Here is a 17746-nt window from a genome sequence, read left to right on the forward strand (position 1 = left end):
TCAGATTGCCGTGCAATCCGGCCCTGGTGTGCGCTACAGGAGGAATGCCGCGCGCTTCTGTGCCGGCTGTTACGGACGAACAGATGGACGATCGGATCTCCAAACCGGCCGCCGCGCCGGGCCGCGACTTCAAGGTGGCCCGCCTTGCCGCACCTCTGCGCCACTCGGTGGTGGAGAGCATCCGCGACGCGATCGCGCTTGGGCGCTTCACGACGGGAGAACGGCTGCCAGAACGGGCGCTCTGCGAGCTGACGGGGGTCAGTCGCACACTGGTGCGCGAAGCCCTGCGGCAATTGGAATCCGAGGGCCTGATTATCGTCGTGCCTCACCGGGGGCCGATCGTCGCGGGCGTGACGCCAGAGCAGGCCGAAGGCATATATCAGGTGCGGGCGGAACTGGAGGGGCTGGCCGCGGAGCGCTTCGCGGCAAAGGCCGGGCCGGTCGAGAAAAAAGCGCTGAAGGCCGCCTTTCGCCAGTTGAAGACGGCATTGACCTCTGCCGATCCGTTGGACCGCATCAACGCCAAGAACCACTTTTATGATAGCCTGATCGAGGGCGCCGGAAACGAGGCCCTGGGGCAGGCACTGAACATGCTGAATGCGCGGATCACCGTGCTGCGCGCCACCTCCCTTCAGACCCCCGGCCGGGGCAAGGAGAGCATCGCCGAGCTGAGTGAGCTGGTGGATGCGCTCATGGCCGGCGACGGCGTCGCCGCCCGTGCCGCGGCGGTTCGCCACGTCGCCAAGGCGGCCGAAGTCGCCCTTCTCAATCTGCGCCGACAAGACGCCGCCACAAGCGTGTGACCTTGTGTTCGCCGCCGGCCCGCCTTATCGGCAGGGCCAGCAATATGCGACGCAACGAGGTCTGACATGTCGAAGCCATCCCTTGCCATGCTCGTCGTTCTCGATGGATGGGGATGGCGCGAGGAAGACGCCGATAATGCGGTGCGGCTCGCCCACACCCCCAACTTCGATCGTCTCTACGCCGGCTCCCCCCATGCCTTCCTGAGCACGTCCGGTCTTGATGTCGGCCTGCCGCCCGGACAGATGGGCAATTCCGAAGTTGGCCATCTCAATCTCGGCGCGGGCCGCGTGGTGATGCAGGATCTGCCACGCATCGACGCGGCGGTGGCCGACGGCGAGCTCGCCCGGCGCATCGAGGAGAGCGGCCTCGTCGCGTCGCTGAAGAAGACCGGGGGCACCTGCCATATCATCGGGCTCATGTCACCCGGCGGCGTCCATGCCCACCAGGATCACGCCGTGGCCGTGGCCAAGATCTTGCGCGAGCGCGACATTCCCGTGGCCGTGCACGCCCTTACCGACGGCCGCGACACCGCGCCCCGCTCCGCATCCGAGGCGCTGGCGAAGCTGGAAGCCGACCTACCCGAGGGCGCGCCCATCGTCACCGTCTGCGGCCGCTACTTCGCCATGGACCGCGACAAGCGGTGGGACCGCGTGAAGCGGGCCTATGACCTGCTGGTGCGGGGCGAAGGCACGCCGCGCGAGACCCCCCTGGCGGCCGTGGAGGCCTCCTATGCGGCCGACATTTCGGACGAATTCATCGAGCCCGCCGTTGTCGGCGCCTATACCGGCATGAAGGATGGCGATGCCATCCTGTGCACCAATTTCCGCGCCGACCGCGCCCGCGAATTGCTGGACGCCTTGCTTCTCAAGGCCTTCGACGGCTTCGACAGGGGCACGCCGGTCAGCTTCTGCGCGGCGGCCGGCATGGCCTCCTATAGCGGTGAGCTGGACCAGGCGATGGTCACTCTGTTCCCGCGCCAGTCCCTGGAAAAGGGTCTCGGAGAAGTGGTGGCAGAAGCGGGCCTTGCCCAGGTGCGCGCAGCGGAGACGGAGAAGTACCCCCACGTCACCTATTTCCTCAATGGCGGCCGCGAGACCCCCTATCCCGGCGAAGACCGCATCCTGGTCCCCTCTCCGAAGGTTGCCACCTATGACCTGCAGCCGGAGATGTCGGCCCCCGAATTGACCGAGAAGGTTCTGGAGGCGATCCGCTCGGGCAAATACAGCCTGATCGTACTCAACTATGCCAATCCCGACATGGTGGGACACACCGGTTCCCTGCCCGCGGCCATCAAGGCGGTGGAAACCGTGGATACGGGCCTGGGCAAGCTGGCGGAGGCGGTGCAGGAGATGAGCGGCGCCTTGCTGGTGACCGCCGACCACGGCAATTGCGAACTCATGCGCGACCCGCAGACCGGCAATCCCCATACCGCCCACACCACGCACCCGGTGCCGATCTTCCTCGCAGGCCGACCCGAGGTGACACTGGCGGACGGTCGCCTCGGCGATGTGGCGCCCACTCTGCTGGCCTTGATCGGGCTGCCCCAGCCGGCCGAGATGACGGGGAAGTCGCTGCTCCGCGCACTCTGAGGCGACGGGCGCCGGCTCGCCGGCGCCCGGATTTCCAAGCCGATCGGTTCCTGCCCGGCAAAGAGCATAAGCAGATCACCAAAGCGGATCGCGCTCTAACTCGTTGAGAGAGAATGCGTGATCCGATCAGCCTGCGGTGCAGGCTGATCGGCGCATGCTCTAGGCAGAAACCGTCGAAACGGGCGACCTGCTGGAGCCGGATCACCGCTCCTGCATCGAAGAGCCGAACCGATCCACAATCGGCGCCACGAGGAACTGAAGCACCGTGCGCTCCCCCGTGGGCATGAACACGGAGGCCTGCATTCCCGGAATGATCCGATCTCTGATCTCGGGGGGAATGGAGGCGCGATCTACAGAGACTTCTGCCGCATAATAGTTCGCCCCAGTCTTCGGATCCTCAAGCACGTCGTGGGACAAGGTTTCCAACGTGCCCTTGATCATTTCGCTCTTGTATTCGCGGAACTGGCTGAGCTGGATGTCCACTTCCTGGCCCACCCGAACGCGGTCGATATCTTCCGGATCGATCTTGGCCCGCAGCACGAGAACATCAGAAGAGGGAACAATTTCCATAATCACATCGCCTGGGCGCACGACGCCACCCACGGTGAAGATCTTCATGCCCTGAACAGAGCCTGAAACCGGCGCCGTAATATCGACGCGCTTAAGGCTGTCCTTTGCGACAATGATCTGCTGCGTGAGATCGCCGATGGTCTTGCGAACATCAGGCAGGGCGACGGCGGCTTCCTGGACATAGGCCTTTCGCAACTGGTCAGCGCTCGCGGTCAGCTCGTTGACCTTGTCCTGCCCCTGAGCGATCGAGACCACGGCTCCGTCGATCGCCCCCTGAAGACCCGATTCCTGACGCTGCAGAGCCGTCACCCGCGGCAAGGCAACAAAGCCCTTCTTGTAGAGCGTCATCACCCCTTCCATCTCGCTCTTGACCGTGACGAGCTGCTCTTCCGACGTCTTCTTTGTAATCGCTGCCTGCTCGATCTGCTTCTGCGCCTGACCGAGCTGGGCCTCGATCACATCGAGAGAACTTTGGAGCGTGGCAAGGCGGCTGTCGAACTGCCGCTTGTTGTCGCTCATGGCGGCGGCGACCTGAGGATCGGACGCGAGCTTCGTGACGCTCTCAGGAAAGGTCACCTGCTTGGCGAGAGAGCGCTGCGCCTCCAGGCGCGCCTCCTGGGCCTGGGCCTGGGCCAACTGCTTCTCGTAGGTCTCGGCAGCAGCCATGCTGCGTGTCGGATCGAGACGCAGAAGGACGTCTCCCTTCTTTACGATGCTGCCGTCGCGCACGAGAATCTCGCGGACGATGCCGCCTTCCAGGTGCTGGATCTCCTTGCGGTTCGAAGACACCGCCACAATGCTGTTCGCAGTGACAGCACCATCGACCTTGGCGATCGCGGCCCACGTGAAGCTCACCACGAGCGTGAAGACCAAGAGGGCATAACCATAGGAGAGCACCGACTTCCAATCGCCCGGTGCGATGGGTGCGTGCTCAAGCAGAAGGTCATCGTTCATCATTCGCGCCCTTCAGCATTGCCGCCAATGACGGTGAGATTGGGTTGGGCCTTGAGGCGTGGCAGGCGGTTGACGATCTGGTCCCGCTCTCCAAAGGCCTGTACCGCGCCGCCATTCAGCACGAGGAGGTCATCACAGAAGGCGAGGAGACTCATGCGGTGGGTGATGATGACAACCACCTTCCCTTGGGACCGTAACCGCAGGATGGCATCGCCAAGAGCCTTCTCGCCACCGGCATCGAGATGGGCATTGGGCTCGTCCATCACAATGAGATGGGGATCGTTGAACACAGCCCGGGCCAGCGCAAGCCGCTGCCGCTGGCCGCCAGACAAAACGTAGCCACCCACCCCGATGCGGGTGTTGTAGCCATCAGGCAGGGCTCGGACCACATCCTGAATGCCCGCGAGTTCCACCGCGGCGACGATCAGATCCGACCGTTTCGCCATTTCAGGATCAAGGCGCGCGATATTTTCCGCGACCGTTCCGGGCATGAATTCGATGTCCTGCGGCACATAGCCGACGAACCGGCCAAGTTCATCCGCGTTCCAGTGGGTAAAATCGTTGTCCCCCAATGTCACAGCACCCCTGCGCGGGGTCCAGACGTTCACGAGCAGGCGCGCGAGGCACGATTTTCCCGCACCGCTTGGACCCACCACAGCCAGAACCCGTCCAGGAGCCACCGTGAACGAGACATCGTTGATAATAATCTTGTCCGAGTTTGGGGCACCCCCCCAAACGCGGGACACAATAAGAGGGCCAGTGGGCGCCGGGAGCGACATCCTCTCCACATCGTCTCGGCCGGCAATCACGGCATCAAGACGCTCGCGACTGGCCCCGAAAGCGGCGATCCGTTCCCAGTTTCTGATCAGACCTTCAATGGGGCCTGTGGCGCGCAGCATAAGCATCACAGTAATAATCATGCCGCTGCCACCCACCTCCCCGGCGAGATAGAGGAAGACCGCCGTCGTCACGAGCACGATGTAAATCATCAAATTCACGAAACGTGAAATCGCGACAATGACATCGGCGCGACGATGGGCTTCATAGCGCCAGCCAAGCATTGCCGCATGAAGGCGACTCCACTTCGAGCGGATGGACGGCAACATCCCCATTGCTCGAGCGGGCTCCAGGATGCGGGATGCCGAAGCCCCATAAGCAGCTTCTGCGCTGCTCACCTCCCGGAACCGCGCGCTGTCCTTCCCGACAACGGATTGCTCGAGCAAGACGAGCGCGCCAATTGTCGCCAATACAGCAAAGGCCACCACGCCAAACACCCAATGCATCATGAACAGCACGAGGATAAGAAGCGGCGACCAGATCGCATCCATGATCGTCATGATCACGGGACCAGACAGAAATTCCCGAACAAAATTCAAGTCCGCAATGTTGTTCGGCGAGAGGCGTGTACTCGCATCCTCCCGATAAAGGCTATCGAAAAACTTTTGACTTAAGCGAATGTCGATCTGAATGCCAAGACGTTGCAGGGATTTCGTGCGCACATAATCAATCAAGACAGCAATAAGAAGGAGAAACGTGCAGATCAATGCCAAAACGATCATAGTATTGACGTTATGGCTGTGGAGGACACGGCGCATGATCTGCCAGCCGTAAAAAGGACCCGCCAAAAACAGGATCGGAAGGACCGAACTCAGTGCGAGCAACCCTCCGTATGCCGGCATAAGATCCCGGATCGCCAGCAGCGTCGGAGAGTTGATTGGTTTCATGCGTCAAGTCCAACCTTGAAAATTCGCGTCCTACCGCACTGCGACATTAGCACATGCGCAGCTTGTTTCAGAACGAGAATAAGCGTTTGCAAACTCAGTGGGTCCCGAGGAGGGATTCCATCAGTTCGATCTGGCGCGCCACACATTTCGCAACGGAATACCGGCGCACCACGACTTCACGGGCCGCGCGCTTCATGTGCCAAAACAGATCAGGACGATCCAGAGCCCGGATGATCGTGTCCCCCAGCAGATCGGGCTCAAAGAAGGGCACCAAAAGCCCCGTCTGTCCATGGGCGATGGCCTCGCGGACCGGCGGGGTATCGGAACCTATGATGAGGCATTCCGCAGCCATGGCCTCCGTCAGCGACCAGGACAACACAAAAGGATAGGTCAGATAAATGTGCGCTGCGGAAACCTGCAGGACGTCGAGGAAGGTCGGCCGCGGCACGACACCCATGAAGTGCACGCGCGAAAGGTCTGCCCTGGCCTCGATCTCGCGAACGAAAAGGTCTCGCCAGTTGCTGCCGTCCTCGGGGCGTGCGCCATAGGAGACATCGGAGCCACCGACAATCACAACCTGGGCGTCGGGATGGGCAGCAAGCACCCGTGGCAAGGCCCGCATGAACACATGGAAACCGCGATACGGCTCGAGGTTCCGAGCCACATATGTCACCACCTTGTCGCCAGCCCGCACCTGGGATCCGTTCGGGAGGATCAGGGTCGCGTCAGGGTTCGGCCGCACGGCGTCGACGTCGATGCCATCGTGCACCACCTCGATGTTCGGCTGAAAGATTGGCGGGAACAGGCTGCGCTGCCACTCAGTGGGTGCAATTCCCAGATCCGCATCCGCGAGCGCCATGGCCATGGTGGCGTTGCGGACATGAACCCGCACCTCGCCGTCGAGCCCGAAGCGCAAGAACTCCTGATCGAAGCCCACATCCTTACCCACCGGGTGGTAATAGAATTCGCAAAAGGCGATGATCTTGGCATTCGGGAAGAGGGGCCGCAGAGGCAGGCCCTCGCCCCACCCCGGATGCACGAAGATGACGTCAGGCTCCACGCCTTCCGCCTGCAACTCCGTGGCCAGATACATAATCTCCTCGGCCCGGCGGCACTCCGCATTGAACCGCCGGCCGAAGCTGTGCCCCTCGCTCTCCGGCTGGGGCGTCCAGGGATAGCGAAGCAGTTGCACACCGGCGATCGAGCGGGCTGTCGGCGAACCGAAAGCCACTACCCGGTAACCCGGCCGGCTCGCCAGGGTTGCGGCCAGGTGCCGGTACTGGGCCGGAAAATTGTTATGGATGAACAGAACCGTACGCACCGTCACTCGCGCGCCTCACTGAGAGGTTCGATCGGAACGAGATCGCTCTCATCCATGGCGAAATCCAGATTCTCAAGACCAGAGAACATGGCCGAAAATTGATCATGCGCCGTGGCCACGGCCTTTGTCGGGGCCGGCTCTTGGTCCGCAGTCCGATGAACGGACACGCCCAGGGTGCCCGACAACATGCGCCGTGAGAAAAGCATCGCGAACAGCAGCTGACTGGCCAGGAGCCCTCCGCGGACCAGGGGCACGCAGCGCCCAGCGGAAAAGCCGGACAGCTTCTCGGCATCAACGGCCAGAACCTCCCCCCCGCCCTGGAAGGTTACGTTGATGGGCATCAGCAGATCGGCAAGATAAAGCAATTCAGCGGCTTCACGCAGCTTACAGATCCCCACCTGCAAGCGCTTGAGAAGCGCAACGTTCTCCGCCAGGGCGCGGCTGGGCGTACCATCCGCCTCAAAGGTGATGTTCGCCTCGCTCTCCACAGCGTGCAGAAGGGTGTCGCTGACCGCGATGCGTAGCTGTTCCTGCGGCGACAGGACAGGGAGGCCAAGCGTGAAGGGAAGGCACTTGAGGTAGAGGGGGGTATAGAAGCGAAGCCAGCGCTGGTCCTTGTCCAGCAGCGGCTGGCGTTGGAGCGTCGCACTCACCCCCGCAACCACATCCAGCACTTCCCCCCGTCGCTCGACCAGGATGGGAAGATAGTGTGCGGTCTGAAGAAGTTCGCTATCCCCCAACGGAACGCGCTCGATTTGGTCGAGGAAGCCGAAACGGGCGATCTTGGACCAGGGGGTCCTCTCGCCCTTCCGCAGGGGCCGAAAGCTAAGTTCGTCTGCGCTCACAGGTCGATCCCGTCAGGCGGCCGCGTTGCGCGACAGATCCTGGCGTGCACGCTGATACAAAATGGCGGTCCGGTAAAGGGACAGGGCGTGCGCATTCAGAAGGCGTAGCCCCGCAGCGCCGAAGGCCCGCGCGAATGAGATGAAGCCATCGGTTTCGTAGGCATCCGGACGGACAACCAGGAATTCCGGAAAGGGGCCGAGCTCCAACTGATCGGGGAAACTCAGGTCCCAAGGCTGGAACAGCCCCGCATCGGACAAATGGTCGCCCATGCGTTGCGTGACCGCATGCGCAGAGCTGAATCGGTGCGCATAGATGATGCGCTCTTCCAACGCCCTGCTCGGCAAGCCACGCTCCGTCAGCAGTGTTGCGCCCACGTCGGTCGGCTCGTCCGCGATGACGTCATCCACGCGAAGATCCCCTCCGGACTGCGTGGGGTCGACCACCAGGGGATAGGCCTTGATAAGGAGCGGGAGAGAGGAAGGGATCTGAGGCGATCCATGTGGATGTCCGGCACCGTCCGCGAGCAACGAGCGCAGGACCACGAGATCCAGAGTGCCCCTGTGGCGCGTCCAAACGACAGGAAACCACGCAGCCAGGTCGAGGGCTTCCATATGGACGACGGGAATAATTTGCCGATTGCGACCCGCGGGGTAGGAATGGGGAGAAAAAATGCGCCTCCGGCCCATCTGACCGGAAAGAGGGAGAGGGCGGACATAGAATTCGCCATCCATCTGAAGCGACCACCCACCCAGAACAGAGACGCCCCGGGTTGCCCCGGGGCGTCATAATCAGACCAGGACTTACGACCAGCTGCTGAAGTTGACCGTATCGCCGTTGGCGCCGAAAGCCCCCACTTCCACGTTGCTGACCGTGTACACCGCACCGTCCGTGAAGGTGATGGTGGTGACACCGGCGTTGAGGACGTGCGACTGGACGTCGGCGAACGAGTAGGCCTTGAACCAGAGGCCGTCGTCTCCGGCACCACCATCGACGGAACCCGTTCCGCCCTGAGCCAGGACGAAGAAGCTGTCGTTGCCATCGCCGCCGGACATGGTCGTATTGCCCGCTGCGTTGACATAGAAGCTGTCGGAGCCCTCGCCACCGTACAGCGTATTGTTCCCACCCGCCGCGGAGAGCAGATCGTCGCCAGCATCGCCATACATGAGGTGATTGCCGGCCGCGGTGGCCCACATCACGTCATTGCCGTCACCACCGGACATGGTCGCATCGGAAGCGCCAGCCACCATGCTGTCGACGCCCCCACCGCCATAGGCCAACATGCTGTTGAGGCTGGTGTTGCCGATCAGCCAGTCGTTATCGGTTCCACCGTACAGGGTATCGACGCCACCACCGGTGGAACCGAACGAAGCGTACATGACGTCATTGCCGTCATCACCGTACAGCAGGTTCGAGCCGCCATTGACCCACATCACATCGTCGCCGGCATCGCCGTGCAGCGTGTCAGCGCCGCTGCTACCAATAACGCTGTCTGTACCGTCGCCGCCGTACAGAATGCCGTGCGTGCCATTGGCCTGCGTAACCAGCAGATCGTTGCCAATGCCACCATAAAGCGTATCGGTTCCAGAACTGTCGAGGCCGGCCGCCATGCTGTCGTTGCCAGCATCGCCATAGAGCAGGTTCGAGCCGGTGTCGACCCAGATCTGATCGTTATCGTCGCCGCCATAGAGCGTGTCCTGGCCGCTGGCGCCGACAATGGTATCCGCTCCTGCATCGCCATAGATGAGAGCGTGCGTACCATTGACCTGCGTAAACAGCAGATCGTTGCCAATGCCACCATAAAGCGTATCGGTTCCGGAGCTGTCAATGCCGGCCGCGAGGCTATCGTTGCCAGCATCGCCATAGAGCAGGTTCGAGCCGGTGTTGACCCAGACCTGATCGTTATCGTCGCCGCCATAGAGCGTGTCCTGGCCGCTGGCGCCGGCAATGGTATCCGCTCCTGCATCGCCATAAATGAGAGCGTGCGTACCATTGACCTGCGAGAAGAGGCCGTCGCCGTCAGCACCGCCATAGATGGTGTCAACGTTGCCCGTTCCGCCGATGCTGCCAGCCCAGATGGAGTCGGCGCCGGCATCGCCGTACATCAGGTTGTTTCCGCTCGATACCCAGATCGAGTCAGCGCCGAGCCCGCCATACAGGGAGTCGGAACCGCTAGAACCGGTGATCTGGTCATTGCCGGCATCGCCATAGACGATGGCCACCCCAGCGCGGGTCGCGATCAGATCGTCGCCGTCGCCACCATAGAGGGTGTCGAGGCCACCAGCAACGTTGCTACCGTAGATCAAGTCCACACCGGCATCACCGTAGATCACGTTGTTGCCGAAATCGACCCAGAGTTGGTCGTTACCGTCACCACCGAAGAGGGTGTCAGCACCGCTGGCGCCGCTAATGGTGTCAGCACCAACGCCACCATACATCACCGCATGAGTGGTGCGGCTGATCAGGATATCATTGCCGTCGCCGCCATACAGCGTGTCCACAGCGCCAGCCGTGGTATCGATGCCGCCGATGATCGAGTCCGCGCCGACGTCACCGTACAGCACATTGCTTCCCACGGAGGCAGACAGCGTGTCGTTTCCATCGCCACCATAGACCGTGTCGAAGCCGAAGAGCTGGCCCTGATACGTGTCGTTGCCCGCGTCACCGTAAATGATCGCGCCGCCGGAGACAGTCGCGCCGTTGATGACATGCCAAGTCAGGCCATTGGCGCCGCGCAGGAAGTCGTCGCCGTCACCACCATAAAGCGTGTCACCAGCGGCATTGTTGCCCGTGACGACGAACGCTGCGCTGACAGTGTCGTTTCCGGCATCGCCGTAGACAACGCTGCCAGAATAGTAGGTGTAGACGTCGTCGTTGCCAGCGTCGCCATGAAGGATATTGAAGTCGCCGGCATTGGTCGCCGGATTGAAGGAGAGCTGAGCGGCCACGGACGCCACGAGGTCATTACCCTCGCCGCCATATACCGTGTTGCCGCGCGCATCTTCAGCGAAGCTATTGGCGAGGTCAGCCGCGTTGCCCGCGACGACAGTGTCATTGCCGGCACCGCCGATCAGCACGTTATCGACGCCGTAGCTGGCGAGATAATCGTTGCCGTTGCTTGTGGCGATGATGCCGCCGCCGGGACCGTCATTGACGATGTTGACGATCACCCCTTCGGTATTCGTGTAGATGAGTGCGTCGGAAGTGTTACCCGCCGCCGTATCCTGAACATCAACCTTGACGTTCACCGAAGCCAACGCATTGGGATCCGTGGCGCTGTAAACGCCTGCCGCCTCAAGCGCCGCAATGATCTGCGCCTGCTCGCCATCGGACATCCCCAAGTCGTTCAGACCAGGAAATCCTTGTGCAGCATCACCCTCGGTGAGCTGTGTGCTCGTCAGATCATAAAGAGCCATGACAACCCCTCACCCATCGCCCGCACCCGAGCGCCGCAACCGGTTAAATTAGAAATCAGAGAGCACCCGCCCGAAACACTCTCACGCGACCAGCTCCTTCCGGAGCCATACGCCGAGGCTCAGCTCGCCCCGCTTCCTCGGCGAGGTCGATGGCAAGAGACAGGCCCACGAGGGGATCCCGCTCGGACACACCGACAAATTCCACTTGCCGTCCCGCGCGGGACACCACAGGTGCCCCCAGGAACAACGCCTCCGCCCGGATCCGCGCCGCAGCTTCGCCACCCAGCCGAAGCCGGACACCGAACAGCGACAAGGCGCGACCGCGGGTACCCGCATATTCCCCCGCCCGCACCCAGGGCGACCACTGCGCGGGACGTGTCCCGACCAGCACCTGGTATTCAAGTTCGACTCCGCGCGGCACGCGCGAAACCTGGAGCCCCTCAATCGGGAGCGGCTGGCGGGGACCGCCAAGCCATTGGCCGGCCCCGACTTTCACATCCCCCCTGCGAGAGAGATGCCCGGTCAGAGCAAGACCGCTCTCAACTCCGGCGACGGGCGAGGCGGATGCCCTGCCGCGCGCCGGAGGTGCCTCAAGCTCACCGGCACCCGGCAGCGTCACGAGCGGCTCCAACTGGAGGCGCGCCTCCACCGAGCCACCGGGCGTCCGCGGACGCGCCGTCATCACGAGACGCCCATCGCCGGAGGATCGCACCACCACAGCCGAACCCGGCCCCGGCAAGAAACCACCGCGGAGCCGGGGATCGGAAACGATCTCCAGGGAACCAGACGAGCGCCAATCCGGTTCAATCTGAACCACCGGCGCCTCCCCGGCCGAGGGCGCAGACACGTAACGGATGACGTAGAGACCTGCCTCTACGGCCAACTCCGATACACGTGCATCTCCCGACTCGGCCACCCCAGCCCCCTCATTTGCTCCATTGCGGACCAAGTTTATGTTGATTTTAGTGCACTGCGTCAATCCTCCCGCCGCTCAAAAAGGCGGTTTTGCGGCCACATGATACCGGCAAGAATGCCTTTAATTATATCTCCGCCTAACAATACCGCTGCGGTAGCCGTTTTGGCTACGGTTTTACCGCCTCCCGTCCGGCTTTTTGGTGGGCGCCCTTGCCAAGACTCGAACTTGCAGGACATGGTTTCTTTGATTAACGGCCGTTCATTTGCGAAAATTACTTGACACACGTCGCATCCCACCAGATTTCCCCCCTCTATTTTATAGCATTACTCACTCGTTTGTTGCATAAAACATAGATTTAACACTGGCGATTGGTGCTCCTTTAAATTCAGCAAGCTTTCGGATATGTCGAACGCTCCTCTTTCGCCGAGTGAGTTAGCGAGTTGAACGGTCGATCGGCTGTTTCTAGATCCTGTTGCGCGCATCCTGACCTTTCCCCTTGCCGCGAAATCTGCGAATGCCTCGTCTTGTTGGCCAGGATGGTAAGCTTTGCCGCACTGCAATCAGCACGGCAGGATCATCACCCAGGAGTTGAATCCAGTTCGGAAGGTTCTCCTTGAAACCGGAATGCACGGCTCCCACCGGCGGCTGCCATACTCCACTAAGTGGCTATTGCAGATAGATCCAACCAAAGCGTGTCTGGTGCCTTGGCCGTTGATCGTGCACCGATCCGGTCGCTGCCTTGCCCAGAGGCGCGTCTGCGCAATATTCCTAGTCTAAGACAAGGCGCGGATATTGCGGAGCTGCAAGCAATGATCGCATGGGACGACTTTCGCCTGGTCCAGGCGATCGCCACCACCCGTTCCCTGGCCGGAGCGGCGGACATTCTCGGGATCAATCACTCCACCGTGTTCCGGCGGCTGGGGGCACTGGAGGCGAGCTTGGGGACCCGCATCTTCGAGCGGGCCCGTAGCGGTTACCTGCCCACCGCAACGGGGGAGGAGATGGTGCGCCTCGCGGACCGGATGTCGGAGGATATCCTCTCGGTGGAGCGGCATATTACCGGTCGCGACCTGCGTCCTTCGGGAGAGTTGCGCGTGACCACCAACGATACGCTTCTCATCCATCTGATGACGCCTGTTTTTGCATCATTCCGCCGCGCCTTCCCGGAAATCCGGCTGGACGTGGTGGTGTCGAACCAGTCCCTGAGCCTCTCCAAGCGCGACGCCGACGTGGCCATCCGCGCCAGTGAACGACCGGGGGACACGCTCGTCGGACGGCGCATCGCTGGCATTGCCTGGGGGCTCTACGGGCGGATGGATGCCCTGTCTGGCAGCGCGTTCGATCCCACGGACTTGCGGCGGCACGACTGGGTGGGCTTTGCGGACAACCTCACCTCCCTACGGGCCGCCAAGTGGCTGCGCGAGCGGGCGGGCGAGGATCGCGTGGTCTATAAGGTCAACTCGGTCTTGGGCCTTGCGGAAGCGGCGGCCGCCGGCATCGGCCTCGCAGTCCTGCCTTGCTTCATCGGAGCGGCGACGCCGGGTCTTTCGCGCCTCGCAGGGCCGCTGGCGGACATGGAAGCCAGCCTCTGGCTTGTGACACATCCAGACATCAAGGGAACGGCGCGCGTGCGATCCTTCATGGACCATATCGGGCGGGAGTTGTCCCGGCGGCGCGGGCTGATCGAGGGGAAGGAAGAAGCGCCGGCGGGCACGCCGGGTGACTGATGCACAAGCCTTGGCTGCCTACCAATACAGGCAGCCGACTGCACCTATTCTGCGGAGGTATCCTGCGCAACAGTCTCGCGAGACTTCAACTTGCGCCGGCTGGCCACCTTGGGCGCGTCGGCACCCAGGCGCGTGAACTCGCACCACATGGTGTCGACCCCGGCAAGGTTGCCCCGGAAAGTGGATGCGCTGGTCTTCACCACCTCGAAGCAAGGCTCGAAGGTCATACCCTCCACAAAGCCGCAGACATTTTCCCCGCGCACCCGAACGGAGTTCGGCGGCAGGCGGACAAACCGCGTCTGGCCCTGGGAGCGCATGGTGATGGTCCCGGCCACCGAGCCATCGGAAAAGATCCGACCGGCGCCGGTCGTACCCTCGAAGCAGGTGAAGGTGAAGGTTCGCCCGACGACGAACGCCTTTGCCTGTTCAGGATTGAGGGACTGCGCTTGGGCCGCCCCCATCCCGATGAAGGCGAACCCGGCTGCCGCAAGGAGAGTGCTTCGCATGGGGACCGTGTAACGATGGTTGTGAGACGGTGATACAGCGCGTTGGTTAACAAATACGATGCAACACCCCTCCCCTGCCCGCAAGACAGGGCGACGAAGATGCTCCTCCGCCCGTCTCTTTCCGTCCCACCTGTGGCGCATGTGTCGCGACACAGCCTCGTGCGGATCAGGCCGTGACGGGCAACGGGCGCACCACGGGGCGTTCGCGGATCGGCAGGTTGATGGCCGCCGAGGCGAATGAAAGCGCAACGGAAAGCCACCATACGACGCCGTAAGACCCGGTCATCTCATAGAGCACGCCGCCGAGATACACGCCCAGGAACCCACCGACCTGATGGCTGAAGAAGGCGAAGCCGTAGAGCATGGCCATGTAGCGGGTGCCGAACATCAGCATAACCAGCCCCGATGTGGGGGGGACCGTGGAAAGCCAGAGAAGTCCGATGGCCGCGCCGAACACGAAGCAGCTCATGGGCGAGACCGGGGCCAGCACGAACGCAGCAATGGCAACGCCCCGCGCCGCGTAGATGAAGGCCAGCATCCACTTGCGCGAAAAGCGCGACGCGAGCGCGCCGGCGCTGAGCGAGCCGACGATGTTGAAGAGGCCGATCAGCGCCAGAGTCGTGCCGCCCACAGCGGGCGTGATCCCATTATCGGCCAGATAGGCCGGCATGTGGACGGTCACGAAGGCCAACTGAAAGCCGCAGGTGAAAAAGCCCAGCACCAGGAAAACGTAGCTCGGATGCCCGAATGCCTCGCTGAGGGCCGCTCCCAGCGACTGCGTCGGGGCGCTGGCAGTGGTGGGGGTCGCTGTGCCGCGCGTGGCCAGCGCGAAGGACAGGGGGATGACCAGCAGCAGCACGACCGCGAAGATCACGAGCGTTTCCTGCCATCCAACAGACCCAATAAGACCGGTGGCCAGGGGCGGGAAGAGGAATTGGCCGAAGGATCCGGCTGCCGTGCCCGCACCGAAGCCCAAGGACCGCCAGCGGTCGGGAAGCAGCTTGCCAAATGCGGCGAGGACCAGGTTGAACGAGCAGGCGGACAGGCCAAAGCCCACCATGACACCGGCACTCAAATGGAGCAGACCGGGTGTGATGGCCACGGACATCAGGGCGAGGCCGCCAGCATACACGATGGCACCGGCACAGAGCACCTTCACGGTGCCGAACCGATCGGCGATCGCCCCCGCAAACGGAGAGCCTAATCCCCACAGCAGGTTCTGCAGCGCCAGAGCGAGGCCGAACACATCCCGTCCCCAGCCGAACTCGCTGGACATGGGGAGCAGAAAGAACCCGGCGGTGGAGCGCGGGCCGAAGGTCAGCATGGCAATCAAACAGCCGGCGACGACGATCAGCCACGTGGAAGCGCGCGCGATGGGCGCGCGAGAAGTGGAGGCGGCATTCATTGTGTGTCCTCGGGCGAGGCGTAATCCTCTGTTCCCGGACACCATAAGGCACGCGAAGGCGCTGTAAAAAATCAATCTTCGTCACGTGATACATGACGAATTCTCATGCATGCCGATTTTGCATGCCTCAAAGGTCATGCCCCGTTCGGAGGGGATAGCCCCTGCAGACCGGCTTTCTGGCAAAAACCCGCCACCGGGAGGTGGCGGGCTGCTTTGCAGAGGGTCAGCCGCGGCGCGGGCCGCCCTGTCCCTGGCCGGGGCCGTGATGCATGAAACGGCCCTGCGAAAGATCTTCGCGCAGCAGGATCTGCAGGCGGTGTTTCTGCCCGTCATCCAGCGTCTTGTAGAGCGGCTCGGCAGCATCGGCGATCTTCTTCAGGTCGCCAGCCCGCGAGGTCATCATGTCAGCCTGCACGCGCAGGCGCTCGATGGGATCGGGCTTGGGATTGTCCGCACGCGCCTTCTGCATCTCGGCGCGGCGCGCAGAGGCGTCGGAGGCGGTGGCGCGCAGGGCGTCCTCCACGGCGGGCCAGAGCTTTTCCTGATCGGGCGTGAGCTTGAGCCCGGTCTTCAGCGCCGCAATGCGGGCATCCGTGAGGGCTGCACGATCCGCGGGGCTGAGCTTCCACTTCGCCTGCTCTGCGGCAGCCGGGGGCCCGCCTTGAGGCCCGCCAGCCGGACCCGGCCCGGGACCTGCGGCATAAGTGGCGACGGAACCCGCGAGAAGCGCTGCGGTGGTCGCGGCGATGATGGCCTTCTTCATGTCTCATCCTCCGATGATGATGACATGAGAATGCCGGCCGACATCCACGGGTTCAACTTAAAGATATGTAATTTATGCCGGCCCCGGAAAATCCAGCGAGCAATTCGAACCCATTAACACAGCGTAAATTCAGTTTACAAAACGAAACATGGGGTCTCTATTTGACCACAATTCGGCGACTTCATTCTCGATCGGATGCACATTTGCCACATCGACCTACCACTCGACCACTCCCATTCCCCTAAAGCTCCCATTTACTTGATCCAAATCAAATGGCCCTAGAAGAGACGTCGGCTTTCACGCGGCCGCACATCCGTCTCGCCGGGCTCGTACCCACGGCTTTCCATCAGGCAGTGCCAGTCGCCCGGCGCGCCGGAGATCCGATAGAGATTGTACCGTCCCGGCCCACGGCCATCCTCCGGCCCGGCAGATGCGGATGGAACGCCGATCACTGGTATGTCCCGGCCCCCTGAGGCAATGGCGCCGATGGAGGCGCGGTGGTCATGCCCATGGAGCACCAGTTCGGCGCCCGCCTCCGCCAGGACTTCGCGCACCGCGGACGCATCCCTGAGGTCACGGTGGAACGCGCGCTCGCCCACTGGCGGATGATGGATGAGAACCACCCGGAAGAGGCCCTCCCCCTCCAGGCCTGTGAGGATCGCGCGCAGCCGCTCGCGCTGCTTGCGGCCGACCTTGCCGCTGGCGAGGAAGGCTGCCGTGGGAATAGCCGTGGAGACACCGACCAGAGCCACCGGCCCGCGCCGCCGGACAAAGGGAAAGGCGTCCACGTCCAGCGGCGTGTTGGGATGGGTGTCGTCGCCCGAAAGAAAGGGCGCCCAATGATCGAGGTGGTAGGTCAGAGCCGAACGCACATAGGTGTCGTGATTGCCCGGAATCACCGTCACGTCCTGCGGTGCGCCGAGTGAGGACAGGAAGGTGGCCCCGGTGTCGAACTCCGCCGGAAGGCTCACATTCACAAGGTCCCCGGTGACGGCAATATGGTCGGCGCCCTGAGCCAGAAGGTCGTTTAGCAGCGGCGTCAGCGTCGCCGCGCCAAAATTGCGCCGGCGTGCACCGATCCAGTTCATCATGCCGAAGAATCGCTTGCCGAGGAGTTCGGACAGGCGCGCTTCCGGAATGGGGCCGAGATGCGGGTCGGAAAGATGGGCAAGCACGAACGGTTCCACAGGCGCCCCTTCTGGCTCTCG

14 protein-coding genes are annotated in these 17746 nt (G+C 62.6%); 3 read left to right on the plus strand and 11 right to left on the minus strand.

Annotation, left to right across the window (positions count from 1 at the left end):
• Window positions 1-83 precede the first annotated feature (83 nt).
• Together J5J86_RS11220 and gpmI are read left to right on the plus strand one after the other, a co-directional pair.
• A complete protein-coding gene (locus tag J5J86_RS11220) occupies window positions 84-803 on the plus strand; it encodes a GntR family transcriptional regulator (RefSeq protein WP_209105006.1) in 720 nt (239 codons plus the stop codon).
• A 66-nt stretch (window positions 804-869) separates the two neighbouring features.
• Window positions 870-2393: a 2,3-bisphosphoglycerate-independent phosphoglycerate mutase gene (gene gpmI, locus J5J86_RS11225; RefSeq protein WP_209105007.1), complete on the plus strand. Its 1524-nt coding sequence runs from the start codon at window positions 870-872 to the stop codon at window positions 2391-2393.
• Window positions 2394-2594: 201 nt separating this feature from the next.
• Here gpmI and J5J86_RS11230 read toward each other — a convergent pair whose 3' ends face one another.
• The 7 genes from J5J86_RS11230 to J5J86_RS24670 all read right to left on the minus strand — a co-directional run bounded on the left by J5J86_RS11230 (window position 2595) and on the right by J5J86_RS24670 (window position 11903).
• Window positions 2595-3920: an HlyD family type I secretion periplasmic adaptor subunit gene (locus J5J86_RS11230; protein ID WP_209105009.1), complete on the minus strand. Its 1326-nt coding sequence runs from the start codon at window positions 3918-3920 to the stop codon at window positions 2595-2597.
• Window positions 3917-5641: a type I secretion system permease/ATPase gene (locus J5J86_RS11235; RefSeq protein WP_209105011.1), complete on the minus strand. Its 1725-nt coding sequence runs from the start codon at window positions 5639-5641 to the stop codon at window positions 3917-3919. Before J5J86_RS11235 ends, J5J86_RS11230 begins: the two co-directional genes overlap by 4 nt.
• Before the next feature lie 94 nt (window positions 5642-5735).
• Window positions 5736-6968, minus strand: a complete 1233-nt coding sequence (locus J5J86_RS11240) for a glycosyltransferase (protein WP_209105012.1) — start codon at window positions 6966-6968, stop codon at window positions 5736-5738.
• Window positions 6965-7807 (minus strand): SapC family protein, encoded by an 843-nt coding sequence (locus J5J86_RS11245; protein WP_209105014.1) that lies wholly within the window; start codon window positions 7805-7807, stop codon window positions 6965-6967. Before J5J86_RS11245 ends, J5J86_RS11240 begins: the two co-directional genes overlap by 4 nt.
• 12 nt (window positions 7808-7819) lie before the next feature.
• Complete coding sequence (locus J5J86_RS11250) at window positions 7820-8539, minus strand: SapC family protein (RefSeq protein WP_209105016.1); 720 nt, start codon at window positions 8537-8539, stop codon at window positions 7820-7822.
• Between the two features lie 69 nt (window positions 8540-8608).
• A complete protein-coding gene (locus tag J5J86_RS11255; RefSeq protein ID WP_209105018.1) occupies window positions 8609-11221 on the minus strand; it encodes a beta strand repeat-containing protein in 2613 nt (870 codons plus the stop codon).
• Between the two features lie 55 nt (window positions 11222-11276).
• Window positions 11277-11903 (minus strand): hypothetical protein, encoded by a 627-nt coding sequence (locus J5J86_RS24670; protein WP_209105020.1) that lies wholly within the window; start codon window positions 11901-11903, stop codon window positions 11277-11279.
• A 1043-nt stretch (window positions 11904-12946) separates the two neighbouring features.
• Here J5J86_RS24670 and J5J86_RS11265 point away from each other — a divergent pair.
• The gene (locus J5J86_RS11265) at window positions 12947-13864 is read left to right on the plus strand and encodes a LysR family transcriptional regulator (RefSeq protein ID WP_209105021.1); all 918 of its coding nucleotides are present in this window, start codon (window positions 12947-12949) and stop codon (window positions 13862-13864) included.
• 44 nt (window positions 13865-13908) lie between these two features.
• Here the strand turns inward: J5J86_RS11265 and J5J86_RS11270 are convergent, their stop codons facing one another.
• From J5J86_RS11270 to J5J86_RS11285, 4 genes are all read right to left on the minus strand, one after another.
• On the minus strand, window positions 13909-14370 hold the full coding sequence (locus tag J5J86_RS11270) for a hypothetical protein (protein ID WP_209105023.1): 462 nt from the start codon (window positions 14368-14370) through the stop codon (window positions 13909-13911).
• A 166-nt stretch (window positions 14371-14536) separates the two neighbouring features.
• A complete protein-coding gene (locus tag J5J86_RS11275; RefSeq protein ID WP_209105024.1) occupies window positions 14537-15775 on the minus strand; it encodes an MFS transporter in 1239 nt (412 codons plus the stop codon).
• Window positions 15776-15998: 223 nt separating this feature from the next.
• Window positions 15999-16538, minus strand: coding sequence for a Spy/CpxP family protein refolding chaperone (locus tag J5J86_RS11280; protein ID WP_209105026.1), 540 nt, complete (start codon window positions 16536-16538; stop codon window positions 15999-16001).
• Window positions 16539-16816: 278 nt separating this feature from the next.
• Window positions 16817-17725: a metallophosphoesterase family protein gene (locus J5J86_RS11285; protein ID WP_209105028.1), complete on the minus strand. Its 909-nt coding sequence runs from the start codon at window positions 17723-17725 to the stop codon at window positions 16817-16819.
• Window positions 17726-17746: the final 21 nt, after the last annotated feature.

Origin of the sequence: Aquabacter sp. L1I39, from assembly GCF_017742835.1 — a bacterium.
Lineage (GTDB): Bacteria > Pseudomonadota > Alphaproteobacteria > Rhizobiales > Xanthobacteraceae > L1I39.